Origin of the sequence: Roseivirga sp., from assembly GCF_049099775.1 — a bacterium.
GTDB lineage: Bacteria > Bacteroidota > Bacteroidia > Cytophagales > Cyclobacteriaceae > Roseivirga.
Genome location: NZ_JAGDZM010000002.1, coordinates 319,089 through 337,336, shown reverse-complemented (window position 1 = coordinate 337,336; position 18,248 = coordinate 319,089). Strand labels below are relative to the sequence as shown.

Below are 18,248 nucleotides of genomic sequence, written 5' to 3'. Positions count from 1 at the left end.
GATGAAAAATCATATCAAAACGCTTTGCATTACCGCACTCGTAATCATTTCAGCATGTTCGGAAAAAACGGACATGGAAAAAATGTTGGATACAGTAAACCAACAAACCATTAAGGACCATATCTACTATATCGCCTCTGATGATTTGAAAGGAAGAGATACCGGTTCTCCAGAAATACTCAAAGCAGCAGATTATATCGCCAATGAACTAAAGACTTATGGGGCAAAACCCGTGAAAGGTGCCGACGGTTATTTTCAATCCGTACCACTACGAAAGAAAACTCCGGCAACTTCCGGAAGCTTCTCTTATGCTGGTAAAAACTTCAATTTGAATGATGATTTTCTCGTTGTTGACGGCAAAAGTGGTACTTATGAGGGTGAGGTTGTCTATTTAGAGTATGGGCAAGCAGAAGATTATGAAGGAGCTGATGTAAAAGGAAAAATCGTTTTCGCAAAAGCTGGAGATGGGAATACTTCCGACCGAAGAGGAATTCTTCAGTTGAGCAGAGCCAAATATGAATTGGCAAGAGAAAATGGAGCTGCTGGTTTAGTGGAGTTCTATAATTCTCCGGCTACACCTTGGGCGCAATTAGGCTTTACTTTCAATAGGGTAAATATTACCCTTGATCCTAATGGCGATGATGAAGAAATTATCCCTCATTTATGGTTGAAAGATCTTAAAAATGAGAATCAGCGCTTTATGATGACTAGAAGCATTAAACGCGCAAGTCTTACCATAGAAGGCATGGTCAACGAAATGACCAAAGACAAAAACATCTTGGCCATGGTAGAAGGGACTGATCCTGAATTGAAAAAGGAAATTATCATGTTTTCAGCCCACTATGACCACATTGGAATTGGCAGACCAAATGCGGAAGGCGATTCTATCTACAATGGTACAAGAGACAATGCCATCGGAACTGTAACCGTTCTATCTGCGGCAGAAAACATTGCCAAGTACCCAATGAAAAGGTCAGCGTTATTTGTGCTTTTTACGGGTGAAGAAAAAGGCCTTTTGGGGAGTAGGTATTTAGCCGACAACCCAATTATTCCGAATAATGAGATCGTTTTTTGCTGGAATAGCGACAATGGCGGATATAATGACACTACTATTTCTACCATTATAGGTCTAGAAAGAACTACAGCGGCTCAATTCATCAAAGATGCCAATATCGCTGTGGGCTTAGAAGCCATTGACGATCCTGCGGGAGAACAAGGACTATTCGATAGATCGGATAATGTGAGTTTTGCCAGAAAAGGAATTCCAGCCCCTACTTACAGTTTAGGTTTCCGTGCTTTCGATGCAGAAATAGGAAAATACTATCATCAAGCGGGCGATAACCCTGAAACAGTCGATTATGACTACTTGGAGAAATTCTTCAAGAGTTATGTGTTGGCCTCTCGTATGATTGGAAATGCACCAGACAGACCATTTTGGCTTGAAGGAGATAAGTATTACGAAACCGGTAAAAAGCTTTATGGGATGGATTAAATCATCCCTTTTTACTCTTTATCAGACTTATTCTTATTCATTCTTTTCGGCAACACTTTAAAGCGGTAATAACCCCAAAGAATACCCGCGGGGAAAGCAAATAGCAATTCTACTAAATGCTTTTCTGGCTCTACTACTTCGCCTTCACTAAAGCGAGGAAAAATCACATATACCATTACCCACATTAATAGACCAAATACTAGTCCCTTGATTAACCATCCGTAGTTCTTCATACTTATTTGATTACTGCTTTATGAATAAATCGTAACCCCTCTAGGGTAAGATGCCGGTTCACTTGATCGAACCTTTTATGCAAAGGGTGCAAGATAGCTGAAAGTCCACCTGTGGCGATCACTTTTATCTCCTTTTTCATTTCTGCTTGAATCCTATCAAGCATACCCTCCACCATGGCTACATAACCCCATAAAACTCCATTTTGGATGGCGGTTGTCGTATTCGTGCCTATCACAGACTCTGGTAGTTCAAGAGGCACATCTGGTAACTGCGCTGTATTCCCCACTAGTGCCTTAATGGCTGTTTTCAATCCTGGAGCAATGTTTACCCCTTTAATATTTCCTTCACTGTCTACCACGGTAAACGTTAGTGCCGTACCAAAATCTACGATCACAATATCTTGCTGATAAAGCGTATAACCAGCCATGGCGTTGGCGATTAGATCAGTACCTATTTCATATGGATTTTGAGTACTTATAGGCAGTTTATCGTAAATTTTGGGCCCTACAAATACAGGCTCTTCGCTAATTAAAGTGAGTGTAAATTGAGACAGAATATCGTTCAATTCGGGCACTACAGAAGAAATAACAACGCGGTTGACCTGTTCGATTTTCAGGTTGTATTCTAGAAAATTCAACCGCAAGAACATTTCATATTCAATTTGATTTTTGACTGGCAACGTATCAAATCGCCATTCGTGAATCCAGGAATTTCCATCATGAATACCAAAAACTATATTGGTATTTCCGGCATCAATGGCTAAAAGCATAGGCTTTAGAGTAAAAATTTTGGGTGTAGTAACTCAAATTCAGTTCAGTTTGAAAATTAAGGTCGATAAGTTTTTCATAGATTTGAAAGTCGAAAAACTTTTCGTCGATCATTTAGTCTTTTAAGTTATGAATTCCCTACAGACACCGCAAACCATATTTCCCAATTGGATACGTGGTTTACTGCTTGCCGCTACGGCCTATAATATTTTATGGGGGATTCTGATCGGTTGGTTCCCTGAAACCTTCTATCAGTGGGTAACTGAAAGCAAAAATGCCGTTCCTTCCATTATAGAATGGCAGGGAAAGGCGGTATTGGCCATGGCTGCAGCGTATTTAGCCTGTGCCATTCACCCAGGTAAATTTTGGTACTTGGCCTTTTTTGGTGCTTTAACAAAACTAGGTGGAGGAATTTGGTTCTATTATATAATCTTAGAACAAGAAGTAGGCAAAAAAGGCATATTTCATTTATTGATGAATGATGCCATTTGGATTCCTTTCTTCGTTTTTATCGGGTTTAGGGCTTTAGCCTATAAAAAAGCTAAACAAGAAGGTATCTTTGACACTGAGCCCTGACTTAGAAAAAGAGGAATTTTTTTCTCTTATATAGTGGCGTTCTCTTCGTTCTAGTAAATCCGCTACCTGTTGTTGACCTGCCAAAACAATATGGTTTTTTCGAGTTTGCCTTGAGCTGGTTTAAGCTAAGGCTAAAGAAAACACTTCCAGATTTCTTTTGCTTAGAAAAAAGCGAACCGAAACTTGCTGAACCAAGGGTAAAAGCACCATATCTTATCGCTAAACCAAGGTCAGTATCGCCAGCGAAGTTGTAAAATAGTGGCATATATAAACCATACTGACCTGTTTCATACCTAGGGTTGAGCGTGATACTATTTGGGTAGCTCACCCGATAATCTGTGGGCATAAAACTGGTTAAGTCAAACCGACCAGAGGCTCCTACAAAAAAGTTATTCCCGAAATTATAATCGTAGCTTATATTCAAAGAAGTTGGCAAACTCACCGTATAGCTCCCGCTTACATCTTCAATCTGCAAAAAGGTATCAAGAGAATCTCGCAAAGCAGGAAAACTATTCAAGTTGTCCAGAATATCTCCCGGGTTAGTAATGCCTGAGTTTACGCCTAGTGTGGCGAAAGCGGCGCTCCCATTTTCAAAGTTCATTATCCCAAAATCGGTGATAGATGCCGCGACTTTAAACTCATAAGTGATATCAGGTTCCAGTGCCGTCTGGTTTTCAGCCCTAGGGTCTCGCCTATAGGCCACCCGTTCATAAACAACTCCAAAATCTAAAGCTGGTTTAAATCCAGTCCCCTTAGGCAACGAATTAAATGCTTCAGTTCCACCAAAATCTTCATATCGATCCAATGTAGATGAATAACCAACTTGACTTTCGAAATCTGTGAAGTTAACCAAACCTACATTATCAACACTATAGCCAATGTTCTCCATATTTACCCAAACACTTGCCATAGGGTTCACAAACTTTAAAGTTCCCCCAACCTTCCACCGATGAAAACCATCATCTTTCTTGACAAATGCGTAAGTAAGGGCAACTTCTTGCCAAGTGGCAAATGTAAAATCACCTGTCTGATTGCTCACGTTACTGTCGATAAACCTTTGATCGCTGAATCGATTGATTTGTGTAATAAAGTCAGACGTTAAATCATTTGTTGAGCCCATCGCTCGAACTTGAAACTGAACTGCTAAACCTTGATTCCGAGGTAATGAAAGAAGTACGGACATTCCGCCTAATCCAATATTAGTTTGAAGAAACCGTGGATCCTGATCTACAAACCGGATCAATTCCGTTCCTTCGGCTCCTTTTCTTGTAAAACCTATATTATTTGTGAGGTAGTAATTCCCGTTCAACACATTGAAATCAAACTTAAAGGGTGAATCTGCAATGGCTGCGGGTTGAACTCTGCTGCTGAGCACACCAGAAAAATCAGAATCAATAAAACCATTGAACTGTTGTCCATAAGAAACAGTACTTATGGTGAATACTAAAATGAAGGTTAAAATGCGATTGTAAATGGCTCGAATCCGTTAATTCTCATTAAAAATACGCCCAGAAATCAATTATATTTCAAATTCACCAATCATTTCCTCTTACTAAAGATTGACGGCTCAAAGCAAGCACGGACCTACCCTTATACAGTACTTTCGAAGGCAAAACCTCCTATTCACAGAATATTATTTTATCTACAGTATTGTGAATCGGGTGTAAGCAGCATAAAATTGTATGTCAAATGACAAATAAATTGTGATCAACGACTTTTTTTTGTATGTTTGTATCACTTTCCCACGAACACCTACAGTTTCTTTTCTATTTATTACTCCGCTCAGGTACTTAAGCCAAACAACCTGTATCGAACTTAACTAATACGTTTTTAACGTACTCGTAATTCCTATGCCCTGATTTCAGGGTGAGATGAAGTGATTTGCCGATCGAACTACGCGAATTACCAATATCCAAAACTAGGTATTGAACCAATTTATGGCCAATTCTTAGGAGGAAATTGCCGCTACTTTTTTTAAACAAGCGGACTGACTCATCACCCTGATTACCAATCAACAGGGTTATGATAACGGAATTAAAAAGTACAATCAATAAGATAGTAATCGTTAGTGTTTTAGCACTAATGGCGACTGTCTCCCTTTTTGCTAGCAACAGCAATCGAACTATTACACGTCAAGAAGCGGTCAATGATCTAGAAGTTTACTTCAAAATCATTGACCAGCAGCATGGCAACCCATACCAGTACATTAGCCGGGAAGCGTTTCAACAATTTGTCAACGACAAAATTGAAGCGCTTCCCGCTGCTATATCTTTAAAGCAATTCGAAGTAGTGCTGTCTGAACTTAATAATCAGTTGCTCTGCGGCCATACAGTGGTCAAAATGGAGTCAAAGCTTTTAAAGTCTACCATTTCACAAACGCAGTTTTTCCCACTTCCAATTAAAATTATAGAAGGCAATATTTTTGTCGACTTCGAACAGTCCGACATACCTCACGGTGCTCAGCTAATGACTATCAATGGTGTAAACACAGATAACCTCATTTCAGAATTAATCAAAATTACGGTGACTGATGGTTTCAGTTCTACAAAACCTCTTAGAGAAATTGAAAGCAAGTTCGGATACTACTTCTTCCTAAAACATGGTGCTTCAGATATGTTCGAGGTTAGTTATCAGGCACCGAACGGAGAACAAAAAGACATTCAAATACAGGCCGTTTCTGGTAACAACATGCTGGCCAACAATTATTACCGACCAATAAATCTATCACACGAAAGATATAACCGTTTTACACATCTTGATGCGATTGACTCTCTTCAGACTCTCATTTTGACTTTGAATACATTCCAGGCAAACCCTGACTGGTTTCATGAAAAAGTAACGTCACGTTATAATGAGGATGACAAAGAGTTCGACTTTGAAAATCTTATTATTGATTTGAGGATCAATGAAGGGGGCGATCGCAGATTATTAAATATTCTCTATCAGTTTTTGACAGGGGATAAACTTAACGACCCATCCGCAACATATACTAGGTCTCAAAACATCCTAATGGAAGAATATGTGTCTTCTATTAATGGACGTTTGAAATCGGATGAGGCTTTTGAACACGCCAACAACTACCTTCAGAAGTATTTCAAAACTGAAAGCGAAGATCATTTTGAAGCACCTGTTCTTAACTGGTACGACGAATTTGAGGGTGGTGAAGCCAAAGACTGGGAGGGTTCTCGTTTCGACGGCAAAATCTATGTCTTAATCTCTGGCAAAACATTTTCAGCAGCAGCAGACTTAGCCAGAATTCTTGGTCAGATGGACAATGTCGTCCTCATTGGAGAAGAAACTGGTGGAGCTCATGTTGGACGTGCCGCAAATATGATTGTAAAGTATAGCTTGCCGAATACGCAAACCATGCTTCAAGTACCTGTTATATATGAAGAGTTCCTGAACGTAACTGAAGGAAATAAAGGAAGAGGTACATTTCCAGATTACCTTATTCAACCAAACCTTACTGATTTATTATCCAAAAAGGACATTGTTCTAAACCATGCCCTCAACTTAATTAGCATTGATAATCCTTACGGTTCTAATTAAATAAATTCCTCTTTCTCAATTTTCCGGAATACTTACCTTTATAGTATGAGCAAACCGGAAAAATCCCTTTTTCTTCTCGACGCAATGGCGCTTATCTACAGAGCCCACTTTGCCTTTAGTAAAAACCCAAGAATAAATTCGAAAGGACTTAATACTGGTGCCCCTTTTGGGTTTACCAATAGCCTTTACGAAATCATTGATAAAAAGAAACCTACGCACATTGCTGTGGCCTTCGATACAAGCGCCCCTACTTTTAGGCATGTGCAGTACGAACCCTATAAGGCCAACCGAGAAGAAACACCGGAGGATATTAAAATAGGTACCCCAATTATAAAAGATATTGTAAGGGCTTTTAACATACCAGTGCTAGAGCTAGATGGCTACGAAGCAGATGATGTTATAGGCACTTTTGCTAAAAAAGCAGCTCGACAGGGTTTCGAAGTATTTATGATGACTCCGGACAAAGACTATGGCCAACTCGTAGAGGAGCACATTTACCTTTATAAGCCAGCATTTATGGGTAATTCTGTCGATGTAATGGGCGTTCCAGAAATTCTAGCCAAATGGGATATTCAAAGAATCGATCAAGTAGTAGACATGCTCGGTTTACAAGGTGATGCTGTTGATAATATTCCAGGTATACCGAGTGTAGGGCCCAAAACAGCAGCCAAACTGCTGAAGCAATACGATACTGTAGAGAACATAGTCGCCCATGCCCATGAATTAAAAGGCAAAATGGGCGAGAAGGTTGCTGAGTTTGGTGCACAAGGCATACTCTCAAAAGAACTTGCGCGCATAGAAATTAATGTCCCGCTAGAATTTGTAGAAGAGGACATGAAATACACGGGCCCAGATGTTGAAAAACTGACGGCCATCTTTGAAGACCTTGAGTTTAGAACTACGCTAAAACGAATATTAGGTCAGCCAACTAGCACGCCAAAAACAACCAAGCCTAAACCAGCCGCTTCCGAACAAATGGGTCTTTTTGGAGAAAACGCCCCAACAATAAATCCCAATGAAGCGGAAGAAGTAGAAGAGAAAAAGACTATCAAGAATACTGAGCATAATTATCACCTCACAGATTCACCTGCGCTCAGAAAAAGACTCATAAAGTTTCTTTTAAGACAAGATGAAATCTGTTTTGATACTGAAACAGATAGTCTTGAGCCGATTGAAGCTAACCTAGTCGGGCTTTCATTTTCCTATCAAAATGGGGAGGCGTATTACGTACCAACCCCTCCGGATGACAAGGCCGAAGCAACCCGCATTGTTGAAGAGTTTAGAGAAGTATTCGAAAGTGAGACCATCACTAAAATTGCTCAGAACGCTAAGTATGATATTCAGATACTGAAGAATTACAACGTAGCGGTCAAAGGACCAATTTTCGATACTATGCTTGCCCATTATCTTATCGACCCCGATACACGGCATAACATGGACGTATTAGCGGAAAATTACTTGAATTACAGTCCCGTTTCAATCACAGAATTGATCGGCAAGAAAGGGAGTAAACAAGGCAACATGCGCGATGTACCGGTTCATCAAGTGGTAGAATATGCCGGCGAAGACGCTGATATCACTTTACAGCTCAAACAAAGTCTATCGCCATTATTAGCAGACGGTGATCTTAAAAAACTCTTCAATGAAGTAGAAATTCCATTAATGCATGTGCTTGCTGATGTTGAGTATAACGGCGTTAAAATAGACACCAGCGTTTTAGCAGCTATGTCGAAAGAACTTGAAGAAGAAAGTCGTATTGCGAGAGATGAGATTTTTGCCATGGCCGGCGAAGAGTTTAATGTTGCTTCGCCAAAGCAACTAGGTGTCATTCTTTTTGATAAGCTTAAGCTGGTAGACAAACCAAAGAAGACGAAAACTGGTCAGTATGCTACAGGAGAAGAAATTCTATCTAAACTCGCCGTTGAACATGATATCGCACGAAGAATATTAGAGTTTAGAGAGTATCAAAAGTTGAAGTCCACTTACGTTGACGCATTGCCAACAATGATCAGCCCGGTGGACGGTTTAGTACATACCGACTACCGCCAAGCTGTTGCTGCCACAGGTAGGTTAAGTTCTAACAACCCCAACTTACAGAACATCCCGATTAGAACGACTAAAGGTAGAGAGATTCGAAAGGCCTTTATTCCTCGTTCCGAAGATCACGTGCTCATGGCGGCAGATTACTCTCAAATAGAGCTCAGAATAGTGGCCGCCTTAGCGGAAGATGAAAGCATGATGGAAGCTTTTAGGTCTGGTAGAGACATTCACTCAACAACCGCATCAAAGGTATTTGGGGTATCCTTAGAAGAAGTGGATAGAGATATGCGTAGAAAAGCTAAAGAGGTAAACTTTGGTTTAATATATGGCATATCAGCATTTGGCTTAGCCCAGAATATCGGTATTTCTAGAACGGAAGCACAGCAAATGATAACCGCTTACTTCAATGAGTTTCCTGGCGTAAAACGCTATATGGACAGCCAAGTAAACAAAGCAAGAGAATTTACTTATGTAGAAACCATTTTAGGAAGGCGACGCTATTTAAGAGATATCCATTCCAAAAACATGACCGTTCGTGGCCACGCCGAAAGAAATGCCATTAACGCCCCTATTCAAGGAAGTGCTGCCGACATGATAAAAGTGGCCATGATCAATATTCATAACTGGATGAATGCTGAAGGCTTAAAATCTAAAATGATCATGCAGGTTCATGATGAACTCGTTTTCGACGTTCATAAAACTGAGCTAGACATCATGAAATCAAAAATTCCTGATTTAATGAGAAACGCCATCCCGATGGATATTCCTATGGATGTAGAAGTAGGTATTGGTGAAAACTGGTTAATCGCACATTAATGATAGAACTACCTATTTCATATCAAGAGATTCAGAAAGCACACGAACTAATATCTCCCTATATTCATAAAACACCCATTCTTACTTCTGAAAGTGTTAATGAAATAGCAGGCTGCGAACTTTACTTTAAATGTGAGAATTTCCAGAAGATAGGTGCGTTTAAAGCCCGCGGTGGCGTAAATGCAGTAATGTCTTTACCCGAAGCACAGCGGCAGAATGGAGTAGTAACGCATAGTTCCGGAAACCATGCACAAGCAATAGCCCTTGCAGCAAAAATGGCCGGAGTACCCGCCTATATAGTTATGCCTAAAACAGCACCTGAAGTAAAAAAGAAAGCTGTCGCTGGTTATGGTGCACAAATAACCTTCTGCGAACCTACGCAGCAATCGAGAGAAGAGAATGCCACCAGAATTCAAGAAGAAACAGGAGCAACATTCATTTCACCTTATAACGATTACTCCGTCATCACGGGGCAAGCTACTTGCGCTAAAGAGCTCTTAGCCGAGCAGCAAGATTTGGATATTGTAATAGCTCCCGTTGGTGGCGGTGGCTTGCTAGCCGGAACGGCCTTAACCTGCCACTATACCCAGCCCAAGATTGAAGTATACGCTGGAGAACCCGAAGGAGCGCAGGACACTTACCTTTCAATGCAGAAGGGAGAAATAACCAAAGTAGAAAAGCCCTCTTCCATTGCCGATGGCTTGCTGGCCAGCATGGGCGATAAAAACTTCGGCATCATAAAACATCTCGTCAAAGACATTCTAGTTGTTACAGATGAGGAAATTGTAGAAGCCATGCGATTGATCTGGGAACGGATGAAGATCATCATAGAACCCTCATGCGCCGTACCAGTAGCAGCCTTATTAAAGTATAAGGCCCCTTTTCAAGGAAAAAAGGTTGGTGTTATCTTAACCGGTGGCAACGTAGACCTAGCAAAATTGCCCTTCTAAAACTTCTATAAAAACAGAAGTTAACACGCTTTCGACAGTTCAGTTCAGAAACCTGACAGTTCATTTCATATTGGTTTTTTGTTGTTTGTAATCTTATGATCATTGTATTGTAGATCTGTCAATAACAACAAGATGGATTTGTCAAAGGTCAAAAACTCAAGTTCTCCTGTAGTGGGTTGGTCGCCCACTAAGCAGGAAAACACTAAACAAAAAAGGTTAAAAGATGAAAGCTCAGAAATTAAAGAACAGAAGTATCGTCATGGGAATTGCCATAGCATTTTTGGCGTTATTCATGATTGCCAAAGACGCGCAAGCCCAACGTACTAGTACAACCGTTTCGGTCAAAAACGGATCTTCTAGATACACCCACAAATCAGGGTCGCAAAGCCTTAATGTAGAGTACGAAGGTGACATTGAATTCACCGAAGACGATAAATCCATTAAGTCAATTTCTAAAAGAGGATACATCTTCTTTAGAAAAACCTCTTTTGGAAAAAGAAAAGAGATTTTAGCTGAGCCAAATTCAGATGGCACCATTTCGTATGAATACCGCGTAGGTCGACGCGTTCAAGAGTGGGGCAAGGAAGCTGAAGAATTTTTAGCCGATGTTTTGATTCAAGTAATCAGAACCACTGCCATTGGTGCCGAGTCTAGAGTAGACCGGTTCTATAAAAAAGGTGGCTTAGATGGCGTTTTAGACGAAGTTAGTGAGATTCGAAACGATCATATCAGTCATGTTTATCTGAAGTTATTGCTCGGAAACTATGATTTAAACGATAAAGAACTTGAAAAAGTAGCCGCTTTCGTGCCTAGAGCGTTGGACAATGATCATTACATCTCAGAGGTTTTCAAAGACCACAGCGAGAAATTCCTAAAGACTGAAAAGTCTACGGAAGCTTTCCTAGCGGCAACTTCCAGAATGAAAAATGATCACTACGTCTCTATGATTCTAAAAGAAGCAATGAGAGAAGATCTTAGCGAAAAGGCTACGATTAGAGTACTACAGGCTGCTGATAAAATGGGCAATGACCATTATAAAGTTAATGTGTACAAAGACCTATTAGACAGAAGAGATTTGAACGATAACTTGATTAACGAAATCGTAAAGTCGGCAGCTGATATTAACAATGATCATTATGCAACTACTGTTTTAAAAGAAGCACTAGATCGTCCCAATTTATCTGACAAAGCTTTTGAAAACTTAATGGGTGCAGTTTCTAACATTGGAAATGATCACTACGTTACTGAAACTTTCCGCTCTATGTTAAATAATAGAGAGGTTTCGGACAAAGTAGTTGAAGCCATTATGGAGAAGCTGAAATACATGAAAAACGATCATTACAAGAATATGATCGTGAAAGACTTGTTCGAAAATCAAGACGTTTCAGAAAAGTATTTCGATTCGATATTAGGTACAGTTGAAGACATGAAGTCTGACAACTATGCAAGCCAAATCTTAACTGAAATATTAAAAGAACAAGAATTAACGGACTCTGATTACGCTAAAGTGCTCGATCGTGTGGCAGACATTGATTCAGATCACTACAAAGTGAACATCCTGAAAAAAGTACTCGATCAAAGAGACTTGAAAAAAGTGCATCTTTTAAATGCGTTAAAAACAACAGCATCGATAGGCTCTGACTACTATAAGTCTGAAGTATTAAAGCGTGCATGTGATGCTGTTTCTGAGGGAGACGCAGAAGTTCAGAAAGAATTCAAAAGAGTCGCTAGACAAATCAAGAATGACACGTACTACGGAAGAGTAGCGCGTTGCATAGACTAGTGTTTTCTATCCAGAAGTGATGCCTTTGTCCAAGAGCATCACTTTTTTATTATCTTCATAAAAACTCACTGATCAATGTCGAAGCTGTTGAGGCTACCACTATTTATAATTGTGGGCCTGCTTTTTCTATTCTATCTGTTTTACGCGGAATTTGAAACGCTTCCCAACGTTATTGAAGACTTCAATCTTTATGCGTTCACTATCATCATATCGATTACTTCAGGTTTCGGTATCTACAAAATCAACCATTGGCTTAATCAAAAGTTGCCATGGCGAAAAAGTATCCTCAGTCGATTTTCTGCCGGATTATTTTTAGACTTTTTCTTCCTTGGTAGTCTGCTCATTTTATTAGGCTGGCTAGCAAACGTAACAAGCATTATAAGCTATGAGATGTTCCCTGAAGATATGTTCATCAGGCAAATAGAGATTAAGCTTATTGTGCTCTCTTTTCTAACCATGTTCGTGCTCACATTGATTGAATTTAACACGTTTAGCTATAATGAATATTCCGTAGGCCAGATTAGAAAACTACGATCTGAAAGAAAACAGCTTGAACTACAATTCGAAGCATTAAAGAGCCAATTAAGCCCTCATTACTTGTTCAATAGTATGAACACCATTTCCTCTTTAGTCTATCGCGATCCTCATGTAGCGGAAAACTTTATAAGGAATCTAGCCGATACGTTTAACTATGTGCTTTACACAAAGGAAACCACTGTCGTAACAATTAGCGATGAAATTGAGGCACTAAAGGATTACGGATACCTACTGAATATTCGCTATGCCACAGCGGTAGAATTGAAAATTGAGATTGCTCAGGAGTACTATGACAAGAGCATTCCGCCGCTTACGCTTCAGTTACTTGTTGAAAACGCTGTTAAACACAATATTGTAAGTAATGACAACCCATTAAAAATCAATATCCGAGCAACGGATGAAGAAATTATTATCCTCAATAATAAAACTGGAACACCATCAAAAACAGCGAGCCATAGAGTAGGCTTAGACAACATAAGAAAGCGTTATTCATTCTTCACACCGCTTGAAGTTCAGCTTCTTGACACTGATTATTTCGAAGTAAAACTCCCAATGATCTCGGCATGAAGAAGAACCTCCTCAACCAACCATTATTTAGGGCTTTAGTACCATCCGTTTACGGACTCATGATGTATTTCCTCATCCTATTGATCAACAATAGTTTGGGCCAACTGAGTGAAACTGTATTAACTGATGAGCTTTTGCTTTGTATTGTACTTGCTTATACCGTCGCAGAGTCTGTACGCTTGCTTATTGTACTTTTTGAAAGGCGCGTACAAGAAGATCTTCGCAAAACGATCAACATTGTATACTTATTTCTAGGCAGTTTAATCATCGGATCAGTTGTTACTTGCCTAATAGTTTATGGATATTATCGCTATATAGAAGAGTCTGAATACTTTTCCACATTCTCTTCCATACTTTACAAAATCACAACAATCTATGGCATCAACGCCATGTTCTATACCCTCTTTTTCCTCAGTATTCATCTGCTTTCAATCAAGAATGAGTCTGAGCTAAAGAAGGAAGATTTAAAGCGTCAGAACTTAGAGCATCAGCTCGAAATTTTTAATAATGAAATCAATCCCGATCTTCTTTTTCAGAGTCTCGAAACGCTGATTTCATTGGTTCATCATAACCTAAACTCAGCAGAAGATTTTGTAGACAGGCTAGCCCTTGTTTACCGATACATTTTAGACAACCGGAAGAAAGAAGTTGTTGTACTTGAAGATGAACTTAGGGCAGCTAAAAACTTGGTTTACCTGTTCAAAGAAAAGTTTCCAGATCAGGTTTCGCTAACCATTAAAAATGACGTTCATCTATCGAGCAAATACTTAGTGCCGAACACCATTCCAATGGTTTTAGACTGTATGATCAATGGAAGCATTATATCACCTTGGCAGCCCATAAATATCATCATAGACTGTGCCGGAGAGGACGATTATTTAGTCATTCAACACAAAGGAAATGACAAACTGAGCAATAATAAGTACATTAAAAATCGCTTTCAGAACCTACATGAAACCTTCGCCTTCTTTACAGATAAACCTGTAATACAAATTAAGGCCTATGGTGATGTATTTATAAAGGTGCCAATACTAGAGATTAACGATAAAATATGAGAGTCTTTATCATAGAAGATGAAATACCTGCCGCAGAGAAAATCGAGCGGTTTTTACATCGTTACGATGAAAGCATTACCATTGTAGGTCGTGCCATGAGCGTAAAAGAAACGGTGCATTGGGTGCAGTCTGACGGCGACGCTGACCTCCTTCTAATGGATATTCAGCTTACAGATGGACTTAGCTTCGACATCTTCAAGGAAGTTTCTCTCGATATTCCTGTAATCTTCACCACCGCTTTTAATGAATATGCTATTGAGGCTTTCAAGGCCAATGGCATTGATTACCTCTTAAAACCAATCACTTTTGAAGCGTTAACCGATAGCTTAGACAAGTTTAAGAACTTAAAGACCAAACTATCTGAGCCTGGTAAATCCGAAGCAAATTCGGTAATCGACTTGCAAAGCGCCTTGCAAATGCTGAGTAAGCGCGAATATAAAACGCGCTTCATGGTGAAAATTGGAGAGCATATTAAATCCGTTACTACCGATCAGATAGAGCTTTTCTATGCCGAGGGCCGTAATGCCTACATCGTTACCAATGAGAAAAGAAGGTTAATCATTGACTATAAACTTGAAACGCTAGAGGAAATGCTAGACCCGAAGAAGTTCTTTCGGGTAAACAGAACCTTCATTATTGAGATTAACGCTATTAAAGACGTACTCGTTTATTCCAATAGCCGCTTGAAAATTATCCTACATCAAGATTTTGATAGGGAGATTATTGTAAGCCGCGAAAAGGTAAACGCCTTTAAGCAGTGGTTTGACGGGGAGTAGAAATTCTGCCAACTTTATTTCATAGAAAAAGACTCCATCGCCTCTTTAAAAACTCTGGCTTTAGGATAGTTCTTCATTATCTCGTCAAGCGCAGTTTTAGATGGTGCTTTAGGATAATGAACCCCAATCAGTTGTTTAGGCTTAATGCTATTATTGATGATATCAATTCCGGCATCGCTTGTCATATACCAATAGGGAACTAACGCGATATCAATTTCATATTTTGCTAAATCTACTTCCCTAAAGCGCTCTGGGTTCATATCAGAGTCTCCTAAGTGCAATATTTTCTTATCACCAACCTCCACTATAAATCCCATATTCTCTATACTTTTGGTTCGTTCACCTCCTGCATGATACATGAAAAAAGAGTAGACTGTCACTCCGTTTATTTCCTCTTTTAAAGTGCTTACTCCCCTAGCATGTGCCTTTACTCTTTTTTCAATGCTCGAGTAATCAACATATTTTGATTGGAGTTCGTCTTTGATCTGATTAGAACTCAATAGCGCAGATTCTTGATGTTCTTTTAGAAAATTACCGGTAATGTTGGCCTCAAAATGGTCTCTATGAAAATGAGTCGTCAGTACCACATCAACCCCATCGAAAGGGTTTTCTGAAGCCATCATTTTGGACAATGCCTCCGCACTTGGACTTAAATATTGTTTATAGAAATCATCGAAAAGAGCATCTATCAACACTTTTTTGTTTTGATTGGCGATCAGCACGCCTTCATTGGCTATATAGGTGATTTTTAAATCTTGCCCTAAAAGATGGAAAGGCATTATAATTATCAAAATGGTCACTAAACGCTTCATTCGGGTAGTAATTTATATAGAAGTTGAAGATAAGGACATTTCTTGGCAAGACGGGCAAGTTTAGCACAAACGAAATGTATAAGTGGTTACCTATTTTCATTTCATAAGCGTAATTTTATACAAATTTTTTAGGGTTGAAGCACTACTCAAGATTTCTCCTTACGGTGTCCTTACTACTTTTTACACTGTCTGGAATTGCGCAAGTCACATCTATAAATACCGAAACGGCTCCCGTTATTGACGGTATACTTGACGATGACATTTGGAAGAAAAGTCCTACTGTAAGCGGTTTTAAGACTTTTGTGCCCGACTTCAGTCAAGACATCCCCTTTAAAACCGTAGCCTACGTGGCTCATGATGAGGAGAACCTCTATTTCGCTATTAAATGCTTTGATGAACCCGATAAAATCAAAACTTCTATCGCGGCACGTGACAGAATAAGAGCGGATGACTGGATCTGTATCAACCTTGATACTTTTAATGGTGGCCAGTCGCTACTTGGCCTTTACGTAAATCCAAGTGGTATTCAAATGGATACGCAGTTCGCCGCTGGTGCGGAAGATATTGGCGTAGACTTAATATGGTATAGCGCTGCCAAAATTGACGATGAAGGATATAGCGTAGAAATTAAGATTCCTTTTAAAAGTATTCGTTATAGCGATGATGAGGGCGATGTTGAGATGGGTGTAATTTTCGAACGCCGTATTTCTAGGCTTTCTACACAGGTTTCTTACCCTGCTTTAGACCCTGAAAAGGGCTTTGCATTCTTAACCCAGATGATGCCCTTAAAATATTCGGGCGTGAGGAAATACACTCTTCTAGAGTTATTACCAGCCATTACTTACAGCAATAGTACGATTCAAGAAGGTGGACGAAGTGTAACAAGCGATAACTTTGAACCTAGCTTAACAGCCAAAGTGGGCATTACTTCAGAGCTGGTGCTAGATGCCACCATAAATCCGGATTTCAGTCAGGTGGAATCTGACGCTCAGCAGGTGGAGGTGAACCAGCGATTTGCGATAAACTACCCTGAAAGACGACCTTTTTTCTTAGAGGGTAGCCAGAACTTCAATTTTGCGGGTACCTCTATGTTTTCGCCGATTCGGCAAGTCGTAAATACGAGAACCATTGTATCGCCAAGAACGGCCACTAAGTTGACGGGGAAAATTGGTGATAAAAATATCATCTCTACAATTTACGCGCTGGATCGGGCCGACCAATCTTTGGCTGATTTCTCAGAAGATGAAACAGCAGATGTGGGTATTCTAAGGTATATGCGTTCTTTTAAACAAGATAGTTATTTAGGCCTAATAGGAACACACAGGGCAAGAAATGGCGGGTTTAATACGGTTCTCGGCCTCGATGGACAATATAGGTTCAATGAAGCGAATGTAATCAGTGGTAACTTTTTAAATTCTGTGACACAGGCCGATAGAAATAGTGCCTCAAACAGTAATAATTCTACCTCACTAAGAGTCTCTCGAAACACCAGAACATTTAATGGCAATTTTACTATCGAAGACATCGCCCAAGATTTTCAGTCTCAAGTAGGTTTTGTTACAAGAACAGGCATTTCTAGGATTTCTGGATCAGTGAGCCCAAAACTTTTCCCAGAGAAGGATAAGTTGGTTCAAAGATGGGATTTTACCCTTTATGGATCGTTGACGAAAGACAAACCCAGTGGGCTAAACGAGAGTGTTCTCTATGGGTCTATCGCAGCAAACTTGCCCAAGAATACCAGGTTTAGCGTTTCAGCCGATCGCTCTACAGAGATTTTTCAGGGCGTAGAATTTAAAGACGGTTCGATCAGCCTTTCTGCTAGCTCTCAACTAAACAAAAGACTAAGAATTAGCACGAATTACGATTGGGACAATGGTATTTTTTATCAATCGGCTGAACAGGGCTATGGCAAACGAATTAGAAATTCTGTGGACTATCAGGCTTCGGATAAATTGAATTTTCAGCTAGCGCATAACTTTGTTTCTCTGTTCAGCGAGGCTACGGATGCCAAATATTACGACCTACACATCGTACGCGGTCGTTTAGTATATCAGGCTAACCAATACCTATTCTTTCGGGCAATTGGTCAGTACAATAGCCTTTCAAAAGTGTGGAGCCCTAACTTTTTAGCATCCTTCACCTACATACCGGGTACCGTGGTGCACTTGGGCTATAGTACGGTTTTAGAAAGAACCGAATGGGATGGGCAATCTTACGTACCGTCAGACAACTATTTACAGACCTTTAGTGGTTTCTTCTTTAAGGCGTCCTATTTATGGCGATTTTAAGGGGGG

The 18,248-nt window shown here is 39.8% G+C and carries 14 protein-coding genes; 10 read left to right on the top strand and 4 right to left on the bottom strand.

The genetic code is table 11. The features are described 5' to 3' along the window. Window position 1: 1 nt before the first annotated feature. Entirely contained in the window at window positions 2–1,492 is a 1,491-nt protein-coding gene (locus JXQ92_RS03780) for a M28 family peptidase (protein ID WP_421985251.1), read from the top strand. A gap of 11 nt (window positions 1,493–1,503) precedes the next feature. Here JXQ92_RS03780 and JXQ92_RS03775 read toward each other — a convergent pair whose 3' ends face one another. Next, window positions 1,504–1,725, bottom strand: coding sequence for a hypothetical protein (locus tag JXQ92_RS03775; protein WP_421985250.1), 222 nt, complete (start codon window positions 1,723–1,725; stop codon window positions 1,504–1,506). Window positions 1,726–1,727: 2 nt separating this feature from the next. After that, complete coding sequence (locus JXQ92_RS03770; protein WP_421985249.1) at window positions 1,728–2,495, bottom strand: type III pantothenate kinase; 768 nt, start codon at window positions 2,493–2,495, stop codon at window positions 1,728–1,730. 127 nt (window positions 2,496–2,622) lie between these two features. Here JXQ92_RS03770 and JXQ92_RS03765 point away from each other — a divergent pair, with 127 nt between their 5' ends. Next, entirely contained in the window at window positions 2,623–3,069 is a 447-nt protein-coding gene (locus JXQ92_RS03765) for a hypothetical protein (RefSeq protein ID WP_421985248.1), read from the top strand. 1 nt (window position 3,070) lies between these two features. On the opposite strand, the gene JXQ92_RS03760 is transcribed toward JXQ92_RS03765, so the two are convergent. After that, complete coding sequence (locus JXQ92_RS03760) at window positions 3,071–4,444, bottom strand: DUF5723 family protein (RefSeq protein ID WP_421985247.1); 1,374 nt, start codon at window positions 4,442–4,444, stop codon at window positions 3,071–3,073. A 647-nt stretch (window positions 4,445–5,091) separates the two neighbouring features. Here JXQ92_RS03760 and JXQ92_RS03755 point away from each other — a divergent pair. From JXQ92_RS03755 to JXQ92_RS03725, 7 genes are all read left to right on the top strand, one after another. Further along, a complete protein-coding gene (locus JXQ92_RS03755; RefSeq protein WP_421985246.1) occupies window positions 5,092–6,618 on the top strand; it encodes a S41 family peptidase in 1,527 nt (508 codons plus the stop codon). Window positions 6,619–6,663: 45 nt separating this feature from the next. Beyond that, window positions 6,664–9,474, top strand: coding sequence for a DNA polymerase I (polA, locus tag JXQ92_RS03750; protein WP_421985245.1), 2,811 nt, complete (start codon window positions 6,664–6,666; stop codon window positions 9,472–9,474). Continuing rightward, window positions 9,474–10,424: a pyridoxal-phosphate dependent enzyme gene (locus tag JXQ92_RS03745; RefSeq protein ID WP_421985244.1), complete on the top strand. Its 951-nt coding sequence runs from the start codon at window positions 9,474–9,476 to the stop codon at window positions 10,422–10,424. Before polA ends, JXQ92_RS03745 begins: the two co-directional genes overlap by 1 nt. A 223-nt stretch (window positions 10,425–10,647) precedes the next feature. Beyond that, a complete protein-coding gene (locus JXQ92_RS03740; protein ID WP_421985243.1) occupies window positions 10,648–12,207 on the top strand; it encodes a hypothetical protein in 1,560 nt (519 codons plus the stop codon). Between the two features lie 75 nt (window positions 12,208–12,282). Further along, on the top strand, window positions 12,283–13,311 hold the full coding sequence (locus tag JXQ92_RS03735; RefSeq protein WP_421985242.1) for a sensor histidine kinase: 1,029 nt from the start codon (window positions 12,283–12,285) through the stop codon (window positions 13,309–13,311). Next, window positions 13,308–14,366, top strand: coding sequence for a histidine kinase (locus tag JXQ92_RS03730; RefSeq protein ID WP_421985241.1), 1,059 nt, complete (start codon window positions 13,308–13,310; stop codon window positions 14,364–14,366). The genes JXQ92_RS03735 and JXQ92_RS03730 overlap by 4 nt, the downstream gene beginning before the upstream one ends. Continuing rightward, complete coding sequence (locus JXQ92_RS03725) at window positions 14,363–15,142, top strand: LytR/AlgR family response regulator transcription factor (protein ID WP_421985240.1); 780 nt, start codon at window positions 14,363–14,365, stop codon at window positions 15,140–15,142. Before JXQ92_RS03730 ends, JXQ92_RS03725 begins: the two co-directional genes overlap by 4 nt. A 14-nt stretch (window positions 15,143–15,156) precedes the next feature. Here JXQ92_RS03725 and JXQ92_RS03720 read toward each other — a convergent pair whose 3' ends face one another. After that, entirely contained in the window at window positions 15,157–15,954 is a 798-nt protein-coding gene (locus JXQ92_RS03720) for an MBL fold metallo-hydrolase (RefSeq protein ID WP_421985239.1), read from the bottom strand. 164 nt (window positions 15,955–16,118) lie between these two features. Between JXQ92_RS03720 and JXQ92_RS03715 the strand changes: the two genes are divergently transcribed. Beyond that, a complete protein-coding gene (locus JXQ92_RS03715) occupies window positions 16,119–18,242 on the top strand; it encodes a DUF5916 domain-containing protein (RefSeq protein ID WP_421985238.1) in 2,124 nt (707 codons plus the stop codon). Window positions 18,243–18,248 lie beyond the last annotated feature (6 nt).